The organism is Ornithinibacillus caprae (assembly GCF_009728145.1).
In the GTDB taxonomy this organism is placed as follows: Bacteria; Bacillota; Bacilli; order Bacillales; family Amphibacillaceae; genus Ornithinibacillus; species Ornithinibacillus caprae.
In genome coordinates this window covers 262302-281897 of record NZ_WOCA01000004.1, presented here as the reverse complement: position 1 = coordinate 281897, position 19596 = coordinate 262302, and the positions used below count along the sequence as shown (strand labels likewise).

19 protein-coding genes and 1 pseudogene are annotated in these 19596 nt (G+C 34.9%); 7 read left to right on the top strand and 13 right to left on the bottom strand.

Annotated elements, in window-relative coordinates; translation table 11 throughout:
* Nucleotides 1-199: 199 nt before the first annotated feature.
* Nucleotides 200-802, bottom strand: coding sequence for a YpjP family protein (locus GMD78_RS07970; protein WP_155668284.1), 603 nt, complete (start codon nucleotides 800-802; stop codon nucleotides 200-202).
* 227 nt (nucleotides 803-1029) lie between these two features.
* Here GMD78_RS07970 and GMD78_RS07965 point away from each other — a divergent pair, with 227 nt between their 5' ends.
* The 4 genes from GMD78_RS07965 (at nucleotide 1030) to pstB (ending at nucleotide 4857) form a co-directional block, all read left to right on the top strand.
* On the top strand, nucleotides 1030-2052 hold the full coding sequence (locus GMD78_RS07965) for a PstS family phosphate ABC transporter substrate-binding protein (RefSeq protein WP_155668283.1): 1023 nt from the start codon (nucleotides 1030-1032) through the stop codon (nucleotides 2050-2052).
* A 96-nt stretch (nucleotides 2053-2148) separates the two neighbouring features.
* Nucleotides 2149-3105, top strand: a complete 957-nt coding sequence (pstC, locus tag GMD78_RS07960) for a phosphate ABC transporter permease subunit PstC (protein WP_155668282.1) — start codon at nucleotides 2149-2151, stop codon at nucleotides 3103-3105.
* Nucleotides 3106-3990: a phosphate ABC transporter permease PstA gene (gene pstA, locus GMD78_RS07955; RefSeq protein WP_155668281.1), complete on the top strand. Its 885-nt coding sequence runs from the start codon at nucleotides 3106-3108 to the stop codon at nucleotides 3988-3990.
* Nucleotides 3991-4074: 84 nt separating this feature from the next.
* The gene (gene pstB, locus GMD78_RS07950) at nucleotides 4075-4857 is read left to right on the top strand and encodes a phosphate ABC transporter ATP-binding protein PstB (RefSeq protein WP_246187604.1); all 783 of its coding nucleotides are present in this window, start codon (nucleotides 4075-4077) and stop codon (nucleotides 4855-4857) included.
* A 279-nt stretch (nucleotides 4858-5136) separates the two neighbouring features.
* Here pstB and GMD78_RS07945 read toward each other — a convergent pair whose 3' ends face one another.
* Both GMD78_RS07945 and GMD78_RS07940 read right to left on the bottom strand, forming a co-directional pair.
* Nucleotides 5137-6369, bottom strand: a complete 1233-nt coding sequence (locus GMD78_RS07945) for a peptidase U32 family protein (RefSeq protein WP_155668279.1) — start codon at nucleotides 6367-6369, stop codon at nucleotides 5137-5139.
* Between the two features lie 11 nt (nucleotides 6370-6380).
* Complete coding sequence (locus GMD78_RS07940) at nucleotides 6381-7292, bottom strand: peptidase U32 family protein (protein ID WP_343042190.1); 912 nt, start codon at nucleotides 7290-7292, stop codon at nucleotides 6381-6383.
* A 359-nt stretch (nucleotides 7293-7651) separates the two neighbouring features.
* Here GMD78_RS07940 and GMD78_RS07935 point away from each other — a divergent pair, with 359 nt between their 5' ends.
* Entirely contained in the window at nucleotides 7652-8161 is a 510-nt protein-coding gene (locus tag GMD78_RS07935) for a GNAT family N-acetyltransferase (RefSeq protein WP_155668277.1), read from the top strand.
* A gap of 191 nt (nucleotides 8162-8352) precedes the next feature.
* Here the strand turns inward: GMD78_RS07935 and GMD78_RS07930 are convergent, their stop codons facing one another.
* From GMD78_RS07930 to GMD78_RS07900, 7 genes and pseudogenes are all read right to left on the bottom strand, one after another.
* Entirely contained in the window at nucleotides 8353-8787 is a 435-nt protein-coding gene (locus tag GMD78_RS07930; protein WP_155668276.1) for a hypothetical protein, read from the bottom strand.
* Between the two features lie 170 nt (nucleotides 8788-8957).
* Nucleotides 8958-9272: a hypothetical protein gene (locus tag GMD78_RS07925; RefSeq protein WP_155668275.1), complete on the bottom strand. Its 315-nt coding sequence runs from the start codon at nucleotides 9270-9272 to the stop codon at nucleotides 8958-8960.
* A gap of 272 nt (nucleotides 9273-9544) precedes the next feature.
* Nucleotides 9545-10249, bottom strand: coding sequence for a DUF5694 domain-containing protein (locus GMD78_RS07920; protein ID WP_155668274.1), 705 nt, complete (start codon nucleotides 10247-10249; stop codon nucleotides 9545-9547).
* A 288-nt stretch (nucleotides 10250-10537) separates the two neighbouring features.
* Nucleotides 10538-10903: a DUF3221 domain-containing protein gene (locus tag GMD78_RS07915; RefSeq protein WP_155668273.1), complete on the bottom strand. Its 366-nt coding sequence runs from the start codon at nucleotides 10901-10903 to the stop codon at nucleotides 10538-10540.
* 144 nt (nucleotides 10904-11047) lie between these two features.
* Nucleotides 11048-11733 (bottom strand): annotated as a pseudogene (locus GMD78_RS07910) (HAD family hydrolase).
* Nucleotides 11734-11955: 222 nt separating this feature from the next.
* Nucleotides 11956-12432, bottom strand: a complete 477-nt coding sequence (locus tag GMD78_RS07905; protein ID WP_155668272.1) for a GNAT family N-acetyltransferase — start codon at nucleotides 12430-12432, stop codon at nucleotides 11956-11958.
* A 106-nt stretch (nucleotides 12433-12538) separates the two neighbouring features.
* Nucleotides 12539-12889, bottom strand: a complete 351-nt coding sequence (locus GMD78_RS07900; protein WP_155668271.1) for an ASCH domain-containing protein — start codon at nucleotides 12887-12889, stop codon at nucleotides 12539-12541.
* Between the two features lie 285 nt (nucleotides 12890-13174).
* Here GMD78_RS07900 and GMD78_RS07895 point away from each other — a divergent pair, with 285 nt between their 5' ends.
* Nucleotides 13175-14089: a class I SAM-dependent methyltransferase gene (locus GMD78_RS07895; RefSeq protein WP_155668270.1), complete on the top strand. Its 915-nt coding sequence runs from the start codon at nucleotides 13175-13177 to the stop codon at nucleotides 14087-14089.
* Nucleotides 14090-14199: 110 nt separating this feature from the next.
* Here GMD78_RS07895 and GMD78_RS07890 read toward each other — a convergent pair whose 3' ends face one another.
* Together GMD78_RS07890 and GMD78_RS07885 are read right to left on the bottom strand one after the other, a co-directional pair.
* Nucleotides 14200-15894: a methyl-accepting chemotaxis protein gene (locus tag GMD78_RS07890; protein ID WP_196493759.1), complete on the bottom strand. Its 1695-nt coding sequence runs from the start codon at nucleotides 15892-15894 to the stop codon at nucleotides 14200-14202.
* Between the two features lie 142 nt (nucleotides 15895-16036).
* Nucleotides 16037-17278, bottom strand: a complete 1242-nt coding sequence (locus GMD78_RS07885; RefSeq protein WP_155668269.1) for an MFS transporter — start codon at nucleotides 17276-17278, stop codon at nucleotides 16037-16039.
* 234 nt (nucleotides 17279-17512) lie between these two features.
* Between GMD78_RS07885 and GMD78_RS07880 the strand changes: the two genes are divergently transcribed.
* Nucleotides 17513-18232: a YebC/PmpR family DNA-binding transcriptional regulator gene (locus GMD78_RS07880; protein WP_155668268.1), complete on the top strand. Its 720-nt coding sequence runs from the start codon at nucleotides 17513-17515 to the stop codon at nucleotides 18230-18232.
* A 46-nt stretch (nucleotides 18233-18278) separates the two neighbouring features.
* On the opposite strand, the gene GMD78_RS07875 is transcribed toward GMD78_RS07880, so the two are convergent.
* Nucleotides 18279-19445 carry a TraB/GumN family protein gene (locus GMD78_RS07875; protein WP_155668267.1) on the bottom strand — a complete coding sequence of 389 codons (1167 nt, stop codon included), beginning with the start codon at nucleotides 19443-19445 and terminating at the stop codon, nucleotides 18279-18281.
* Between the last annotated feature and the right edge of the window lie 151 nt (nucleotides 19446-19596).

The following is a 19596-nucleotide window of genomic DNA, read 5'->3' as shown; positions in this document are numbered from 1 at the left end:
TCACAGCAGCGTGCCAGAACATGAAGAAGATTGCCACACACCTAGCAAAGCTAGGCTAGGTGTGTGGGAGTTTATTTTCATTAAAAATTTCTTACTTAATGAAATAGTTATGACAGAATTAAAAAAGCTTGTAGAGAAAAAACACCTACTTTCTCTACAAGCTGACAATTGAATATACATACTCAATTGTTTTCCTATTTTACGACATCCACTTTGGTGGAGTATTTTTATCCCAATAAATTTCACCAATAGTATAGTGGTTTTCATAACCATCTTTTCTTAAATGATAGTGAAAGTTAAACCAATATCCCTCTTTCGGACGATTGTCACGTCTAACATGAAATCTAGCAATATCTTTATTTATTTGATGATCATGTATATTAAATATTCTTTCACCATAGCCCTCTGCCGGCTGTTCCGTAATGGAGATGTATGCTAGGGTGTCCTCTCCTACGTCTGCCAAGATCGACTGAAGCGCTACTTCTAAATTAGGTAAAATACTAGCAGTGAATTCATCCTCCACTTTATCTATTATTCTAGGTCCTAATTTAGTAATCGTTTGTTCCTTCGCTTGCTCTGTAATCGTTTGAACATAGTCATATTCATAGGAAGGAATATGGATATCCAAATCTCCCGTACTTTCAACTGAACTACCTAAATCAGATAATCCTTCACCATTATTTTCCTTCGGTGTAATAACCTCATTATTATCCTCATCAGCAATTAAATAGGTCGGTGTATATATTCCTAATGTCAGAATGGCTATTAAAGCAACAGCTATTTTTCTCATCCATCGATTCATATATGTTCACCCTCAACATTTCTACTTATTATAAAGTTTACCATGTTCATTAAAAATGTCTATTATATTCTTAAAATTTCATTAAAAATATGAAATCTCAACTTTACACAATATTTACACTAGCTATATATTCATTTAATACTAGAGTACTATACTAGCAATTGAGAGAGGGGTCACGCCTCCTTTCCATAAATAAAAAAAACGCAAAAACAGGGAGGACAATTTTAATGAAATTCAAAAAGTATCTTATGTTCCTTTTCGTAGCTGCTCTTGCTGTGATGCTTGTAGCTTGTGGAACAGATTCAGAGGAAAGCAATACAGATGGTAATGATACGGATACTGAGGATACTTCTTCAGACAATGCCAGCGATAATGAAGAAGAGAATACTGAATCGGACGAACTAGAAGGCAGTGTTGTAATCGACGGTTCTGGAACAGTTTTTCCTTTAATGTCTAGATTAGCTGAAGAATACATGATCAACGAACAACCAAACGTTTCAGTTGAAGTTAGTCGTGCTGGTACAAGCGCTGGATTTGAAAAATTCCTACAAGAAGATGGAACAGACTTTAACGATGCTTCACGTTTCATTAAAGACGAAGAGAAAGCTAAAGCAGAGGAATTAGGAATTGAAGTAAAAGAATTAAAGGTTGCTTTAGATGGACTAACATTTGTTACTCACCCTGACAATGATTGGGCTACTGAGATGACACCAGAGGAATTGAAAAGCATCTTCTTAGCAGACGGTGGGGTTACAAATTGGTCTGATATCAATCCTGATTGGCCAGATGAAAAAATTAACACGTACGGACCAAATGAAAATCACGGAACTTATGAATTTTTCTATGAATCTATTCTTGAAGAACAAGATCTTGTTGATGATGTAAACCTTCAACAAGAATATTCAACTCTAGTAACACTAGTTTCTGAAGATGTGAATGCAATTGGATTCTTCGGCTTTGGATACTATGTTAATAATCAAGATCAATTAAATGCGGTTCACGTTGATTTTGGAGAAGGACCAGTAGAACCATCACTTGATACAATCGCAGAAGATGGTGACTATGCTGGATTTACTCGACCAGTATTCACATATTTAAACGTGAATAACGCAAAAGAAAAACCACAAGTATTAGACTATGCAATTTATGTAATGAATAGCGTCAACGACTTTGCTGGAGAAACTGGTTTTGCACCAATTCCAGAAGAAGAGGCTACAACTTTAGTTGAAGAATTAGAAGCACTTAAATAATTAGACATTGAAATGAAAATAGACAGAATTAAGATGAGGGCTCTATGCTCTCATCTTATTCTCACTTTTAAGCTCTGAAAGGAGTGCTATGAAAAAATGGCAACGAGTAGCGATTTGAACAACACAAATGCTGTTCAGATCAGAGACATGATCGAACAAAAGAAAAAAAAGAAAAACTTGTTTAACTTTCTTGAAAAAGCTGTGCCTGTCCTCCTGTTTTTATTTGCAGCTATTTCCATTCTTACAACGATTGGAATTATATACACGTTATTAAGCGAAACGATTGAATTTTTTAAAGTAGTACCCATGATTGAATTCTTCACAGGAACTGTATTAAAACCTATGAGTCAAAACCCAGAATTTGGCGTACTTCCATTACTAGCCGGTACGGTTACTTCTTCGGTAATTGCAATGCTAGTAGCCGGCCCCATCGGGTTAATGGCTGCTATTTATTTAAGTGAATATGCATCTGATAAAGTTCGTAGAGTTCTAAAACCACTTTTAGAAGTACTTGCTGGTATTCCAACGATTGTATATGGTTTTTTTGCTTTTACATTCGTTACACCTTTAATTCGTTCAATATGGCCCGAGGTGGAAGCAACAAACATTTTAAGCCCTGGTATTGTAATGGGAATTATGATTATACCAATGATTGCATCTCTATCAGAAGATGCGATGACCTCTGTTCCTAATTCTATGCGTGAAGGTGCTTTAGCATTAGGGGCGACAAAACTGGAGTCAACATTTAAAGTTGTAATCCCTGCTGCATTATCTGGAATCATTGCATCATTTGTTTTGGGAATTTCTCGTGCAATCGGAGAAACAATGATCGTAACGATAGCAAGCGGAAGTTCAAAAAACTTCTCTTTTGATATTACGCAATCCATGCAAACCATGACAGCTTATATCGTAGAAGTTTCTGGTGGAGAAGCACCGGCAGGATCGACTATTTACTATAGTTTATACGCAGTTGCTATGACACTATTTGTTTTTACACTTCTTATGAATTTACTTGCAAGATACATCTCTCGTAAGTTTAGGGAGGAATATTAAATGAAATATGTAGATGTTACACAGGTTCAAAAGCGAATGAATGGACGAATTCTCAAAAACAATAGCTTCAAAGTGTTGTTTTTATTAGCAACTATATTTGGATTAATCGTTTTAGGCGTACTCATTGCACAGGTACTAACTGACGGACTAAGCTGGATTAATTGGGATTTCATCAGTGGTAAGTTATCTACAGATGCAAATAGAGCCGGAATTATGGGGGCTATTTTAGGAACATTTTGGGTAATGGTAGTTGTTGCTCCAGTAACGTTAATAATTGGAATTGGTTCAGCCATATATTTAGAGCTATATGCCAAAAAAGGACGCGTACAATCCTTTATACAAACCAATATTGCCAACCTAGCAGGTGTACCTTCCATTGTTTATGGCATTTTAGGTCTCACTATTTTTGTAAGAGCCTTAGATTTTGGCAACATTGTGTTAGCTGGTGGATTAACCTTATCCCTTTTGGTGCTACCAATTGTTATTGTGGCGGCACAGGAAGCTATTCGATCGGTTCCACAGCATTTAAGTGAAGCTTCTTATGGAATGGGCGCAACAAAGTGGCAAACAATTAAAAACATCATTCTACCTGCAGCTCTTCCAGGGATATTAACTGGTGCTATTTTAGCATTATCCCGTGCAATCGGAGAAACTGCTCCACTAACGGTTATTGGTATTCCAGCATTATTAATTCCATTCCCAGGTGGGATATTCGATAAATTTACAGCTTTACCAATGCAAATCTATTATTGGACGCTTGATTCATCTTTAGTAGAAGAATATGCAAACCTTGCCGCAGCAACAATTGTAGTTCTATTACTATTATTATTTATTTTAAATTCAACAGCAATTATCATCCGTAATAAATTTCAACAGCGTTACTAATGTATTAATAACTTTCAAGGAGTGAAAACGATGAGTGTTTCAATTGCTAAAGGAAATACTAACGTAAAAATCGATACTACCGTTATGCAGCCTACTGCAGTTAATAGCGATAAAAAAGTAGTTTTTGATACAAAGGATTTAAATTTATGGTATGGTGACACACATGCATTAAAGGATATAAATCTTCCCATCTATGAAAAAGAAGTAACAGCCATCATCGGACCTTCTGGATGTGGTAAGTCAACCTATCTGAAAACATTAAACCGGATGGTTGAGCTTGTTCCAAGTGTTCGTACATCTGGTGTTATTACGTATAATGGCAGAGAAATATTAAGCAAGAGTTTTAAGGTAGAAGAATTGAGAACAAGAGTTGGAATGGTGTTCCAAAAACCAAATCCATTCCCAAAATCTATTTATGATAACATTGCTTATGGTCCAAAAATCCACGGAATTCGTAACAAGAAGATTATTGATGAAATTGTTGAGAAAAGTTTACGTGGGGCTTATATTTGGGATGAAGTAAAAGATCGCTTAAAGGAAAATGCTTATGGACTATCGGGTGGGCAGCAACAACGACTATGCATTGCTCGTACACTAGCAATTGAACCAGATGTCATTTTAATGGATGAACCAACCTCTGCTCTTGATCCTAAATCTACACATAAAATCGAGGATTTAATTCAAGAGCTGAAACAGGATTATTCCATCGTTATTGTTACGCATAACATGCAGCAAGCTGCACGCATTTCCGATCGTACTGCATTCTTCTTAAATGGAGAAGTAGTAGAATACGATCATACGGATACAATTTTTACGAATCCATCAGATATGAGAACGGAAGATTATATTTCTGGACGTTTTGGGTAAACCTAGTAAAAGAACTCCTCCCGTTCTATATATCTGTTAGCTGACTTCAAATTTTGAAGTCAGTTTTTTTTGGCAGAGAAAAGAGTTTAGACTTTCATAACTTGCACAAGTGCAACGAAGACATTCGCAGATAAATGCTCTTATACCAAGTTTTATAACCCTTTCTAGAGTTATTTTCACTTTGACTTTTTGATTTTACATCCTATTTTTACACACATAAGCCGATTCTTTTAAACAACAAAACAAAAGAGAGACCACCATCTTCTCTCCTTTAAAGGGTTACTTCAACTTTCGCATCATATCATGCGGTTTAACTGGTGCATTCACTTTCATTTTTACGATCATCATGGCTTTAGGTGCACGCTCTATTGGGTTTCCGTCCTTATCCCACATCGACTCAACCGTCTGATATACATGGGTAAATCCAGGCCCATAAAACTCGATTTTATCTCCAACACCAAAGTTATTACGCTGCTCGATCGTTGCAATACCACTTTCCTTGTCATACTCCAACACTTGCCCAATAAAATGGTATGCAGGAATTTTCCGACGTTCTCCAAATAGTTGCTCGTTTTCAGTAGGCATCCCGTAATAAAAGCCTGGTGCTAATTCCCGTTGTGCCACCTTCCATAACTCATCTTCCCACTCTTGTTTAAACTCATAATGATCTGGGTCCGCACAATATGCATCAATTGCTTGGCGATATACATTAGAAACCGTAGACACATAATGAATCGATTTCATACGTCCTTCAATCTTTAAACTATCTACACCATTATCAACTAAATCAGGTATATGTCGGATCATGGACATATCCACCGCACTCATTGAAAAATCCTCAATTGGTTCTCCCTCCAACAGAGAATTATGTACATTCGGCTGTTCCATTTCAAACAAGTCATATTTCCAGCGGCAGGATTGCGAACACCCACCTCGATTAGCATCTCGATTTGACATATGATTAGATAATGTACAACGTCCAGAATAGGAGATACACATCGCACCATGAATGAAGGCTTCTATTTCGACGTCCGTATGTTGACGTATTTCTTTAATCTCATCCATACCAACCTCTCTAGCTAATACAACCCGTTCTAATCCTTCTTCCTTCCAAAAGTTAAGTGTTTCATAGTTTGTAGCAGAGGCTTGAGTAGATAAATGGATTGGAAGTCCCGGTGCCTCCATTGCACAAATTTCAATTAATGCAGGATCAGATACAATTACAGCATGAATCCCAATGTCTCTTAATGTTTTGAAAAACTCACCAGCACCATCCGCATCCCCTTCATGGGTAACCATATTGGCTGCTACATACACTTTTCCATTATATTTTTCCGCAAACAAAACACCTTCGCGCATTTCATCATACGTGAAGTTCCCTGCACGACTCCGCAAACCGTACTGATTTCCACCAATGTATACTGCATCTGCTCCATAAATCATAGCTGTTTTTAATTTCTCTAGAGTACCCGCTGGTGCTAATACCTCAGGTTTCTTTGTGATGACTCGCATTCGATTACCTCCTACTGTACTTCATTTGGATCCTTTAAGAAGAACCCTTCATTTAGTGTTCTTTCTTTTGGATGATAAGAAAGTAACTGTTCATTTAATTTATTCTGTAATTCCTGTGACCAGGTTCCAGCTTGAAATCCTTGCTTTGCTTCTACAAATAGACTCGCAATTTCTACAAAATTATCTCCTCTAGTAAATATCCCATCTAGCTTCCACTGCCTTAAACCTATCTCAACAAGCTTACCTAGGTGTGGCATTAAGTTAATGTCATCAGTTGCAAATACATGAGTCCCATTTGCGTCCTCATAAATCGAATAATGTGTCTCAGGTTTTTTTGGCTCTGAAACATATATATCTTTATTTATTGGTTTATTTCCTTCTACAAAATTATAGTAATTTTCCACAAGTGGACGCTTAGAGTGATGAATACATGTTGCACCGTAAACTAAAACCTCGACTGGGACGGTTACTTGCTTTGCTATTTCTTTTAACTCTTCATATGTTAATTCTCTAGCTAATACAGCACCTTGTGCTCCTCGCTTTTTCCAAAAGTTAATATGCTTCGCACTTGTTACGAGTGTTTGCCCATCGTAAATATAAGGCAAATCTATATGATTCTTTTTTAAAAGATGAATCACACCTGGATCCCCAATGGTTATTGCGTCAACTCTAGCTTTTTGTAAAAACTCCAAGTAAGGTACTATACCTGTTATTTGATCATTGTGCATAATCCCATTAACAGCTACATATACGCGTCTATTATGTTGATGGGCAAACGTTGTAATCTCCTTGATTTCTGCATGTGAAAAAGAGGTTGGTAAGCGAAGACCAAACTCTTCATTCCCTATGTATAGCGTGTCCACTCCGGCCATCACTAAAGCTTTCGCTTGCTTTACCGATTCTGCGGTTGCGATTATTTCAATCATTCACATACCCCTTTACTAGTATTTGCTCATTAGAAAACTTGATTTGAGTCGTGCCTTGATGCAAAAGCCTTCGTCGCACTTATGCAGATAGGAAAAGATATACTTTCTTATCTGCCAAAAATAATAGCACAGACACCCTGAAAACGATGTGAAATCCATCACATAACTAGCAGTTAATTTTAACCTGTAGAATAATCGATTTATAGAGAAAAATAGAATGGCGCATGTTAAAATAAGGAAAAGATATCGTTCAAGGGAGTAGAATGCTTAGCTCGAAAGCAATTATAGAGGTAAAATCTAAAGATAACTTATAGCTAAGTAGTTGGCTTAACTACCGATAATAGGGGATGGTAAACATGGAAATTAGACAGGCTGAGATGTCTGACGCAAGGGGAATTGCAAAAGTTCATGTGGATAGCTGGAAAACTACGTATAACGGTATTGTCCCAGACGAATATTTACAACAGTTATCCTATGATCAACGTGAACAACTATGGATTAATAATATGTCTCAACACAACGTATTTGTAGCAGTTAATGAGACAGGAAGGATTGTTGGATTTTCAGCAGGTGGCAAAGAGCGATCTGGAAATTACCCCACGTATACTGGAGAGCTATATGCTATCTATATATTACAGGAATATCAACGAAAAGGTCTCGGAAAATTACTATTACATTCTGTTGTCGAAGATTTAAAGCAACAGGGGATTAACCGTATGGTAGTACTTGTTCTCGAAGAAAATTCATCGCAATTTTTTTATCAATCTCTTGGTGCTAGAAAACTAGATACACTGGAGGTAAGTATAGCGGGAAAAAAACTGAATGAACTCGTATATGGTTGGGACGACTTATCTTCGTTATTATAAGTTATGGAAATGATTTATGATTAAGTAGTTCCGATACTATGGAGAATATGTAAAAGATACGATTGAAATAGCATACTTAAGTGTGTTTTATCACCATAAATAGCAGTACAAAAAGTAAAAAATAAACGCTTGGATCCAAGCGTTCTGTTTTGTTATTGTCTTGTTTGACTAAAGTTCCCGTTACTTGAATATCAATTACTTGTTTCTGTGTAGTTATCGTTAGAAAATCTTAAAAATATTTTAGTTAAAAAACGGAGAATTAAATAAACAATAAAATAATTAAATACAAAACCTCCTAATTCAAAGTTAACATAGCCATTTGAATAGTAATTGAACCATTGAGCAGGAAATCCATAATAATAACTACCATCTTCAATATAAACCCCTAGAACAGGTACAAATGCAAATCCTATCGTAATCATATAACTTATGAAATACAAGTTTTTATAAAGTCTCATATCTTTTCCAAATAAATATACCCCTATCATTCCTATTAACAGAGCAACAAGTATAACAGGTACTATAAAACTTAGCTCTTCAATACTGTTATAATTCCTATTGCTAAAAATCATTAGCAATGCTAAAACGCTAATAATATATAATACTTGAAGTTTTCCCTTATTCATAATTATCCCCTCATTGTTTTGGTACGTCCTATAGTGATTTGCCCTATTATTACAAGAACTTTAGAGTTAAATAATAACATAATATTTAAAATATTTATCCAAAATATAAAGACCATCAATTTGATGATTCCTTATCGAACTATTGCACCCGATTCTTTGAACTATGCTTTTTATTTATTGAGGCTTGTAACTGCAAAGTTTATACCATTTTCCAGACAGTCACTTTCTAAATTCGAAACATCAACTCCACCACCACCACCACCTTCTACAATATCTCCCTCAAGGTAAGTTCCATGGTCTGGAATTTTAACACCATGTCGATCATTATCTATATATGTAGTAGTACCCTTTGGCCAAATGGGTACATTAATAGGATTTAGATCATCTTTGATGGTGCTCTTAATATACAAGCATTTCGTTTCATTATCGTATTCAAAAACACCTTTAAGTTCTGCTTCCATACCGTATTCTAAATTATGAGTCAAACAACTGGATCTCCATCAGAAATTTTAAATTTCTCTATCCCCTCAGCTTCACTACACCCATTTACAACAATTAAACAAATAATGATAACCTAGCTAACAATTAGCCGATTCACTTTATACACCCCGTTCAGTATAGGTTTTATTTATTCCGTAAAAATGGCTCGAGAGTGAAGCACAAGTAAAACATCGATCTTCCACTAAACTGCTCCGTTAGTACAATAAGTTCTACAAAATTAAGGTTAATCCTTCTTGAATTAACGCCACCCGTTAGATTAAGATAAAAAACCTAATGGTTGGACTACCTCACATGTATCACTTTCTTCAAGGAATTTGTTTACTATAGTTGAATGCGAACTACCCACTATAAATAGAATACGTTCCTTATCTGATTCAATAAGTCGAGTTAAATTACCGAACATAATTAAGTTTCTTTTGTACCACCAGCTTAACCATTTCATTCCAATATAGTTATTAAAATCACCTACACGCGCCAAATTTACATACATCTTATGCAACTTATTAAGCCAAGAGGGCTCATTTAATTCTTTATAATAATTTACTATACTTTTACCATCCGTTAATTCTGGTATTTCAAACTCCTCATATATTTCATTTAAAAGTTCCGGTTGATTTTCTTTAGCCCAGCTCTCCACTTCTCCATAGTCCATTTCAGACTCACCCATCCAATCTGTTGGATAAATCTGTTCATGCCCCAACCTTAAACCTAAACGAAAGCCTACTTGAAAGATTTCATTCATTTCTAACTTATATGTACCCAATTTATATTGTCTATACTTTTCATTAATAACTTCACTATCTTCTGGTACCATTTCTACTGCAATTTTTGTTGGTTTAAATTGTGCTATTTTAGATACCAATTCCTCAATTTCAGTTTGTCTTTTAATAGAATCTAAACCCTCATGTTCAAACATATGGAAAGTACCAAATACAAGAATTTTTGGCTTTTCCGATTTCAATGAACTTACCCCCTTTTTTGGTAACTTCTCCTTGTTCATACAACCACTCATTACCCCTTTAATTAAACTACTTGACACCAACCATTAGAAATTATCATCTTATCGTACGAGTGATTTCCTAGTAATAGACCTTTGAAATATTCTGAAATAGGTCTTGATGCTTATTAATCTTACTTCCATCGTTAGCAGAAGATACCTTATCTCAATTTTAAAACTAGATTCCAATGATTCTATATTTATAAAAACCTTTCACCCTAATAACTTTTCCATCAACTAATAAATAATTGCTTACTTGCTTTCAACTTCAATTTTTAACCCTGTAGTTTGTGGTGGATACGACTCCCTAATGTAATCATACCAAACATTTACTTTCTGTCCTTTTTTTATGTCAACCAACATATTTTCATCATCAACCTTAACCCAGATTGTACCTTCACCAATAATGGAATCACCGCTAACCTCAAGAGTGATCTCTTTCTTTCTTTTTTTGATAACTTCTCCACTGAGGACTTTATTATCAGATATACCAAATTCTATAGAAGGAATCGGAACTTCCTCTCCATCACTATTATCATAAGTCTCTGTTTCTATTCCATCACTACATCCCGTCATTAGTATAAAAATCACAAAAAACAATGATAGAATACTCCTCAAATAAGCCCCTCCTCTTCTTCAAGTAAACTGCTTCGCAAGTTCAATAACCTATCTTAATTCTAAAGAGTTTTATAGAAATTATATCTAGAATATTAAAGACAGTGCGTATTATAACAGCTTTGCTCTTTTCAACTATTGCCCCAGTTACTTTAATAAAGAAATATCAAATACCCCTGTTAATTCATCGAGGCTATGTATTACTATTACATCTGTATTGGTGGTGTTATTTTTTCGATTTAACCATATTCCTACCATCCCTGCTTTTTTACTTCCTATTGCATCAGTTTCAAGCCTATCTCCTATATAATAACTTTTATGTGCTTGAACTTTCGCTTGACTACATGCTTCTTGAAAAATAGTAGTATTAGGTTTAGCCACTCCTATTTCACTTGAAGTAATAATACAATCAAAAAAATTATGTATCTTTATTAACTCTAACTTTTCTAATTGTTGATTATATTCACCATTACTTATTATTCCAAGGCGAAATCCTGTTGTTTCAGTTGCTTTAAGCAAGGAACTACATCCTTAAAAGGTGTCCAATTACTTTTGTATAAACCCAAATAATTATTATATTTACTATCTGCTTGTTCGTCGTTTAAATGATGACCAAACAAATCTTTAATCCGCATTCTTCGTTGTTCTTGAAAGGACAATTCTTTCGCTAAAAACTTTTCAAAGTATTTCTCAGATAAGATATACCATAGTTCAACAAATTCGTTTTCATCATACTCTAAATCATTTTCATAAATTCTATAAAATTCAATTGCTCCCATTTTTTCTGCTCGGTCATGGTCAAGTAATGTTGCATCTATGTCAAAAAATATCACGATACTGTTCACCCTCTGTCCCCATTTATGAAAATCATATACTACTTAATTATCTTTCTTCGCTTATTACACTATTCCGCCGGTTCCTTATAATTATATTAACATAATATTCCAACCATTTATTATAAAAATAAAGACCACCGATTTGATGATCTCTTGTTCAACTATTGCCCACGTTTGTTTAAGTGAAAGTTTTAACAAAGTGACTTTTTGTTTAATTACTTAACTAACAAACTCTTGTGTTATTCTTTTACCTTCTTCTATTCGTTCAGTAAATTGTCCACTTGTGTACTCCTTGATTACATTTCTCCAAAACAATTGTGCTGGTTCATTTTTTTCCATTTGGAAAACTTCCCAATCTCCCTTATGTAATCGAAAAATATCTTTAGCGACAAATTTGCCTACACCAGCTCTTCGATATTTTTTCATAATAAAGAATTCAGAAATTGAAAAATAGGATTTAGTTTCTGTTTCTATTAATTTAACCAAGGCAAATCCTGCATAATTTCCATTTAACCTAATTAAATATGGGAAATGATTATCTTCAGTCCAATAATCGTTTAAAGGATACTCACCGAACCTCCCATTTTCCTCAACATGGACGTCAATAAACTCTGAAAAATCATAAATGTAGAATTGTAATAAATTCATAAGTGTTTCTTTATTATCAAAACTCGCTTTAATAATTTCATAGCTCATTAGTTACAACTTCTCCTTCGTTGTATTCAACGTATATTTCTACTATTGTGCTCCGTTATAATAATAAGTGTTTGAACATGTTCAAATAACGCGCTCGTTACTTTAATTAGTATTCTTCTAATAATTTTATTTTAATTGCTACTGTACCCCATGCCTTTTCTTCCTCTGGAGTATATATTCGGTAAGTCCTTGCTATCATTTCGTCAATTGAACCACCAACAGCATCAAAATCACTTGCAGGTATGCTCTCATACATTTCTTGGAATGTTGGAAACTCCCTTAATTCAATAACCTCAACAGTTAATGTCTCATTGCTTTCTGGTACTTTTGTGAATCTTATAGTGTCCCCTATCCTCAACTTTCTTCTTTTCTCATCATTTAATCTTACTTCAACTTTCTTTCTACCTGACTTCATCGAATTAAAAGGCGTTTCATAAAGTCCCATATTGTGTTCCATTTTCTCTACCCCAACTTTCTATTCCATATTTTATAAACCTGCTTCGTGTCAGTTCAATACTACCATAATATTCTAATATTAAAGTCAAAACTTTAAAATAGAGAAAGGCGGCCAATTTCAATGATCGCCTTGTTTAACTATTTAACCTTTTCCCTCTTTATAACACCTTTAAATTTATTGACAAAAAAATTGATTTGTGCTATAATTTACTTTTATTATTTTGTTGTGTATAATAAGATTCTCCTGGCCAGGGGTAATCTTATTTTTTTATGGGAGGAAAATGGTATGAAGCAAAATGAGTCCAGTTTAACTTCCTTAGTATCGGCTTTTGGTCGAGCATATCACAGTAAATATGACACACCAAAAATTTTTGATGATTATATTGCACACAATTTAATTTCTCAAGAAGAGTTTTCATCTATCAGCAAGAATATGATTAACGGCATAAACTTTTTCAACAGAGATATTGGGCAAAGATTTAAAGATGATTCAGAAGAAATATTAAAATGGATTACACAAGTCCAGCTTTCCCCAACACCCTTAGCACGTTCTGCCTATTGCGAAAACGTATTACTTAATGAAGTTAAGTTAGGGGTAAAACAGTATGTCATACTGGGAGCTGGGTTAGATACTTTCTGTTTCCGCCATCCAGAATTAAAAAAACGCTTAAACATATTTGAAATTGATTATCCAGCTACACAAGCATTTAAAAAGAAAAAATTGAATGATGCTAATTTTAATATCCCGAATAATCTTCATTTTGTCTCTAAGGACTTTACTACTAAGTTTTCTCTTCAAGATTTAGTAGATGAAGGGTTTGATAACAAAAAAACTTTCTTTAGCCTTCTGGGAGTTTCATATTATTTAACTAAAGAGGAGATTACGGGCTTGATCAATCATTTATTTGCTAACGTCCCATCAGGTAGCTCTATTGTTTTAGATTATGCAGACGAAAAACTCTTTGAAGAAAAAGGATTATCTAATAGAGTTGAAAATATGGTAAAAATGGCTTCAGCAAGTGGAGAACCAATGAAATCGAATTTCACTTATAATGAAATTGAAAATATGTTAGAAAGATCAGGTTTATTAATTTATGAACATCTATCACCAACTAAGATCAATGAACTTTTCTTTTCAAATAGGACGGATTATTTGTCTGCATTTGAGACAATTCATTTTATTCACGCTGTAAAGAAATAATTTTTTCATCAAAGCCCCTCAATGATTAGTATCATTGAGGGGCTTTGATTATTTCAATTCGACATATCTATTAATATCTCTTATTATATTTTGCTTCGTTAGTCTTTATTTTATTTTTCTACCTGAAATCTTTTTGTATGATCAGTCAAGGATTGAGAAATTTTCATTAATCTTTTGCCAATTGCATGTGTTGCTTCCATTTGCTGTACTTGACTTTCACTACTAGCTAGCATTTCCTCTGTACTAGCTAATGTTTCTTGTGACACCGATAAAAAGCTTTCCGTTTCTTGCTCTAACCCTGGTAGAATTTCTTCTAATTCCTTCAATTCTCCCTGCATTCCTTGAAGTTCACTACTTACGTTTGCTATCTCCACCATCAAATTATCGATAGATTGTTTAGATTCATCAGATATATCCAATGTAGATTTTGTTTTAGATAGCATCTTATCAAACTCATCGGAAGCACTAGTGGTCAGATCCTCCATGTTCGCTATGGTTTCGGTAATTTGTACAGCTGCACTTGAAGATTGTTCCGCTAGTTTTCCTACCTCATTTGCAACAACAGCAAAGCCATTTCCCGCCTCCCCTGCACGTGCAGCCTCGATGCTAGCATTAAGAGAAAGTAGTTTTGTTTGCTCTGCAATCCCTTGTATAAGTCCAACAAGCTGGCTGATCGAATGTGAGCTATGATGTACTTGATGGATTGTAGCTGTTAAATCTTCAAAATCTGTTTCAAATGTACGAATGGTAGTGATTAATTTTTCCATGCTTTTTTCCCCGTACATTGCAGAATGATTCATTTCATCAGCACGATGAAAAACCTCACTCATATTAGTTATCATGGAGTCAATTTTATCTTTCATCGTCTTGAAATAGTCAACACTGGTTTCCGAGCTAGTAGCAGTTTGTTCTGCTCCATTCTTCACAACTTGAATAGCTTCGATCACATCATGACTAGATTCCAAGGTTCCTCTAGATGATTGTTGTAGCTCTTCACCAGTTTGTTCTAGGTTAGCTGTTGTACCTTTAATTTCCTTCAATATGCTTGTCATATACTGAATCATCGCATTATAGCTCTTATGTAAGGAAGTAATCTCAGGAATTGAAGTTTTAAGCTCCTTCGAATAGTGTAATTCTCCATTCCGTACTTTTCTCATCGTTTCACGTAACACCGTAATCGGCTTTGTAAAACTTCTTACAAACAAAATAATAGCTATCGTGGAAACAACTATGCTTCCTAATCCAACAGCAATTGTAAAATATGCCATTTGATTTACATTCCCCATATAGGATGCTGTTGGAACCAGTAATACATAAATACCATCAATTTCTTCCATCTCTCGAAAGGTTATGGTGTATTTTACTCCTTCAATATTCCGATGTAAGATGCCATTCTTTGATTCGCTAATCGTATGTATGAGGTCTTCTGAAATAGTCGGAATGGTATCCTGACTTACTGAGAATGGCGTTAATTCATTATTTGTTATGTAAAAATAATCAGATGTAATCCCGTCTTGATCTAGTTTTTCATGCTGTGAACGTATATTTATGTCCAGCTGTTGCATGAAGTAATCGTCATCACTTACGTAAGTGAATTTTAAATTATTTGCTATATATCCCATTAATTCCGCTTCACGAACTAGTCTATTTTCAATTGCATCCATAGTCGTATCCCTAGCTTTCATATAAGAGGATATTCCAACCAAAACAATTGATATAACTAACAGTGATATAAAAATAACTAATAACCTTACCCTTAAGCTAACTTCTTTTAATCTATTATATTTCTGTTTTGTGATATCCAACTTTATGCCCCCTAGGTATCATGCGATATAGTAAAATTGTACCAATCAGATATTAAGGACACGTAAAGATTTTGTGAAGAATAATTAAAGGTGCCTGTCACTTGTCGAATATCGACAAGTGACAGGCACCGACATACTGGTACTATTCTGATTTGAGTGAGCGGAATACGAAGAAGAAGTATAGGGATGCTATTAGGTATAGACCAGCTGTTATGGTAAAGACATGTGCATATCCCCAATAGGCTCCTGAGGCTAACACGATAGACGTGGATACTGGCCCCATAAACGCCCAACCTAATTGGAATACCATCTGGTTTACCGAATTTGCCAATCCTTTTACCGAGTCATCTACTTTAGACATCATTAGTGATGCTTGAATTGGATTTCCAGCATTCATTAATGCCTGTCTAAATAGAAATCCAATACTTGCTATCCATATATTTTGCGTATAAGCAGTGATTAATAGAAACGGTAAGGATAATAATTGCAACGTCACGACCGCTCGAACCTCACCAATTCTTTTAACTACCATAGGTCCAATAAACATCGCTATGGCTGTTGCCCCCTGGCCTAATGAGATAACTAAGCCCACTACCGAATTAGATGCCTCAAAACGATCAGCGAAATAAAGGTTTAAGTACGGAACAACTAACCCACTACCAAAACCGATTAATAATTGAGCAAACGCAAATAACGCAATAATCTTAAATCCTGTTTTATTATTTTTAAAGAAGACTTTTAGATTTATTTTTTCTTTTTTCTCTACAATGGGCTTCGGACGCTCTGTCATTTTAACAATTGGGAAAAACGCTAGTAGATAAAATATCCCACCAATTATTAGAGTATATCGTACACTCATTAAATCCGTTGTAACTAATGCAAATAAGTCCGTTAAACCACCACCAAGTAAACTTCCGATAACTTGTGCACCTGTCATGATTGCAGCATGTAAGCTAAATAAATGAACACGTTGCTTTGGAGTTGAGTTTTCTGCAAGCCAAGGAATGGTTGATACTTGTAAAAATGCGATAAACAAACCGGTTCCAAACCCCAGTGTCAATAAAAGAGATTGAAACTCTACTATACTACGAAAGATTAAAACAAACCCGGAGAATATAACCCCAAAAATCATTACTTTCTTTCGACCTAGTCTATCACTTAAGATTCCAGCTGGTACTAAAATAATGGCTGTAGCAAGTGCCTGTAATGCAATTACTTGACCATTTACATCCTGACTCATTCCCAGCTCGCGAATATAAAAATTATATATAACCATAAACATTCCCAGTCCAATCTGGGAATATAAATTTGCTAAGATTGCCAGTTTAATATTTTTATTATACGTCTTAAACTGATCGGACCATTCTTTGAAGAACAGACTCATGGTTGATCGCCGCCTTTAATATTTCGTGCCCCTAAGTATATTATTCCTATTTTCGAAAAAAGTAAATAGATTTGAACCCACTTTTTGTTTCCAATTCACTTTATCACAACTCTTAAAATACCAATCCATATTTCTAGCAACTTAAAAATTATTGCGTTTTGATGTATACTTAAAAATGGGAATACAACAGGTTATGAAACTTGTTTACACATAATTAGAAAGAGAGTGTTCATTATGGGCCGTAAATGGAATAATATTAAGGAAAAGAAAGCGGCAAAGGATAAAAACACTAGCCGTATTTATGCTAAGTTTGGTCGTGAGATTTATGTTGCAGCTAAACAAGGAGAACCAGATCCTGAGTCTAACCAAGCTTTAAAGATTGTATTAGAACGTGCAAAAACATATAACGTACCGAGATCAATTATTGACCGTGCAATTGAAAAAGCAAAAGGTGGGGACGAAGAAAGCTATGATGAGCTACGTTATGAGGGATTTGGACCGAATGGATCGATGCTTATTGTTGATACACTAACAAATAACGTAAATCGAACTGCAGCCGATGTACGTGCTGCATTTGGAAAAAATGGTGGAAACATGGGTGTAAATGGATCAGTTGCATACATGTTTGATGCTACAGCAGTCTTTGGTGTTGAAGGTAAGTCTGAGGATGAAGTGTTAGAAATACTCATGGAAGCTGATGTTGATGCTCGCGACATCCTAGAAGAAGATGATGTAATAATCGTTTATGCAGAACCAGACCAATTCCATGCCGTACAGGAAGCATTCAAAAATGCTGGAATAACAGAATTCAAGGTAGCAGAATTAACCATGCTTGCTCAAAATGATGTTTCCTTACCAGATGATGCACTAGCTCAATTTGAAAAATTAGTAGATGCCTTAGAGGACTTAGAGGATGTACAACAGGTTTATCATAATGTAGACCTAGGTGAATAGATACGAAAAAGCAGACCCCTACATAGGTCTGCTTTTAATATAAGCTTTATAAATTTTGAATAAACAATCGAACGACATCGGCTCCACCAATAAATGTCCCTAAAGAACTACCAATATTAGCAAATACCACAACAAGTAAAATTCGTGTTACCTTATTTCGCCAAAATCCTTTCACGGTGAATGCATCTTCGGTTAAAAGTTCAAAGTCTCTTACATTAGGTTTTGTTATATATGCTTGAACAAAGCCTGCAAACCATCCAGCTGCTAGTAATGGGTTTAACGAGGATATCGGCGCTACAAGTAATGCAGTTAAAATTGCCAATGGATGCCCTAGGGCAATCGCTGTACCTATAGCAGATAATCCTCCATTCCAAATCACCCAGCTAATCGTTTGTTGGATGCCTGCGGATGGGTTAGACATAAAGGTGTAAATAATAATTCCTAGAATAATGAAAGGAATGGACCACGCAATAATTTTTGGTTTGTTTGACTTAGGTGGTAGTTTAGCTAATTGCTTCAAGTCATGATCTTTTTTAATTTCTTCTTTTATACCAGGTACATGAGCTGCACCTAAAACAGCAACTACCTTTTTACCTGGAGCTTCTTTAATTTTCTGTGCTAGATATTGATCACGTTCATCGATTAATGGCTTCTTCAATCTTGGGAAGCTTTCCGTAAACTCATGTAGCATGGAATCGATCATATCTTGAGATTTCATTTTTTCCAATTCTTCTTCTGTAATCGTTTCTTTTGTAAAGATACTCGCAACTACCTGAGTAAGTAACATTGCCTTTCCCTTTAAGCCAATTCCACGCCATATTCGAGAAAAAGTTATTTGGATATTACGATCCGCTAAAACCAATTCAGCATCAATATCTTTTGCAGACTCTATACCTTGGATCATTTCCTGACCTGGACTGATTCCAAATTGTTTTGCCATCCGTTTTTGAAAAGAAGATATGGCAAGGTTCATTAATAATAATGTTGCCTTTTTATCTTTTATAACCTTAAAAATATCTGTATCCTGCCATTTGCTACCTTCCATGACAGATTTATAGCGTTGTTCGTCTAATTCAACACAAACAGAATCAGGATTTTCCGCTTCAATAACTTCTTTGACCTGTTCTGCACTATTTTTAGATACATGGGCAGTTCCAATTAAAATTAATTCCTTGCCGTCTATTTCTATTCTAGTTATATTCTCCTCCGACATAAACTACCTTCCTTTATATGAACATTTACGGTATCTATTGCTACATAAAATTAGTACCTTATTATACCATAATATACTAGAACAGAATAATATTGAATATTTTTATAAAACTTAGCATTTGTTAAAGGCAATCTTGCAAAAAGCTCTTTTT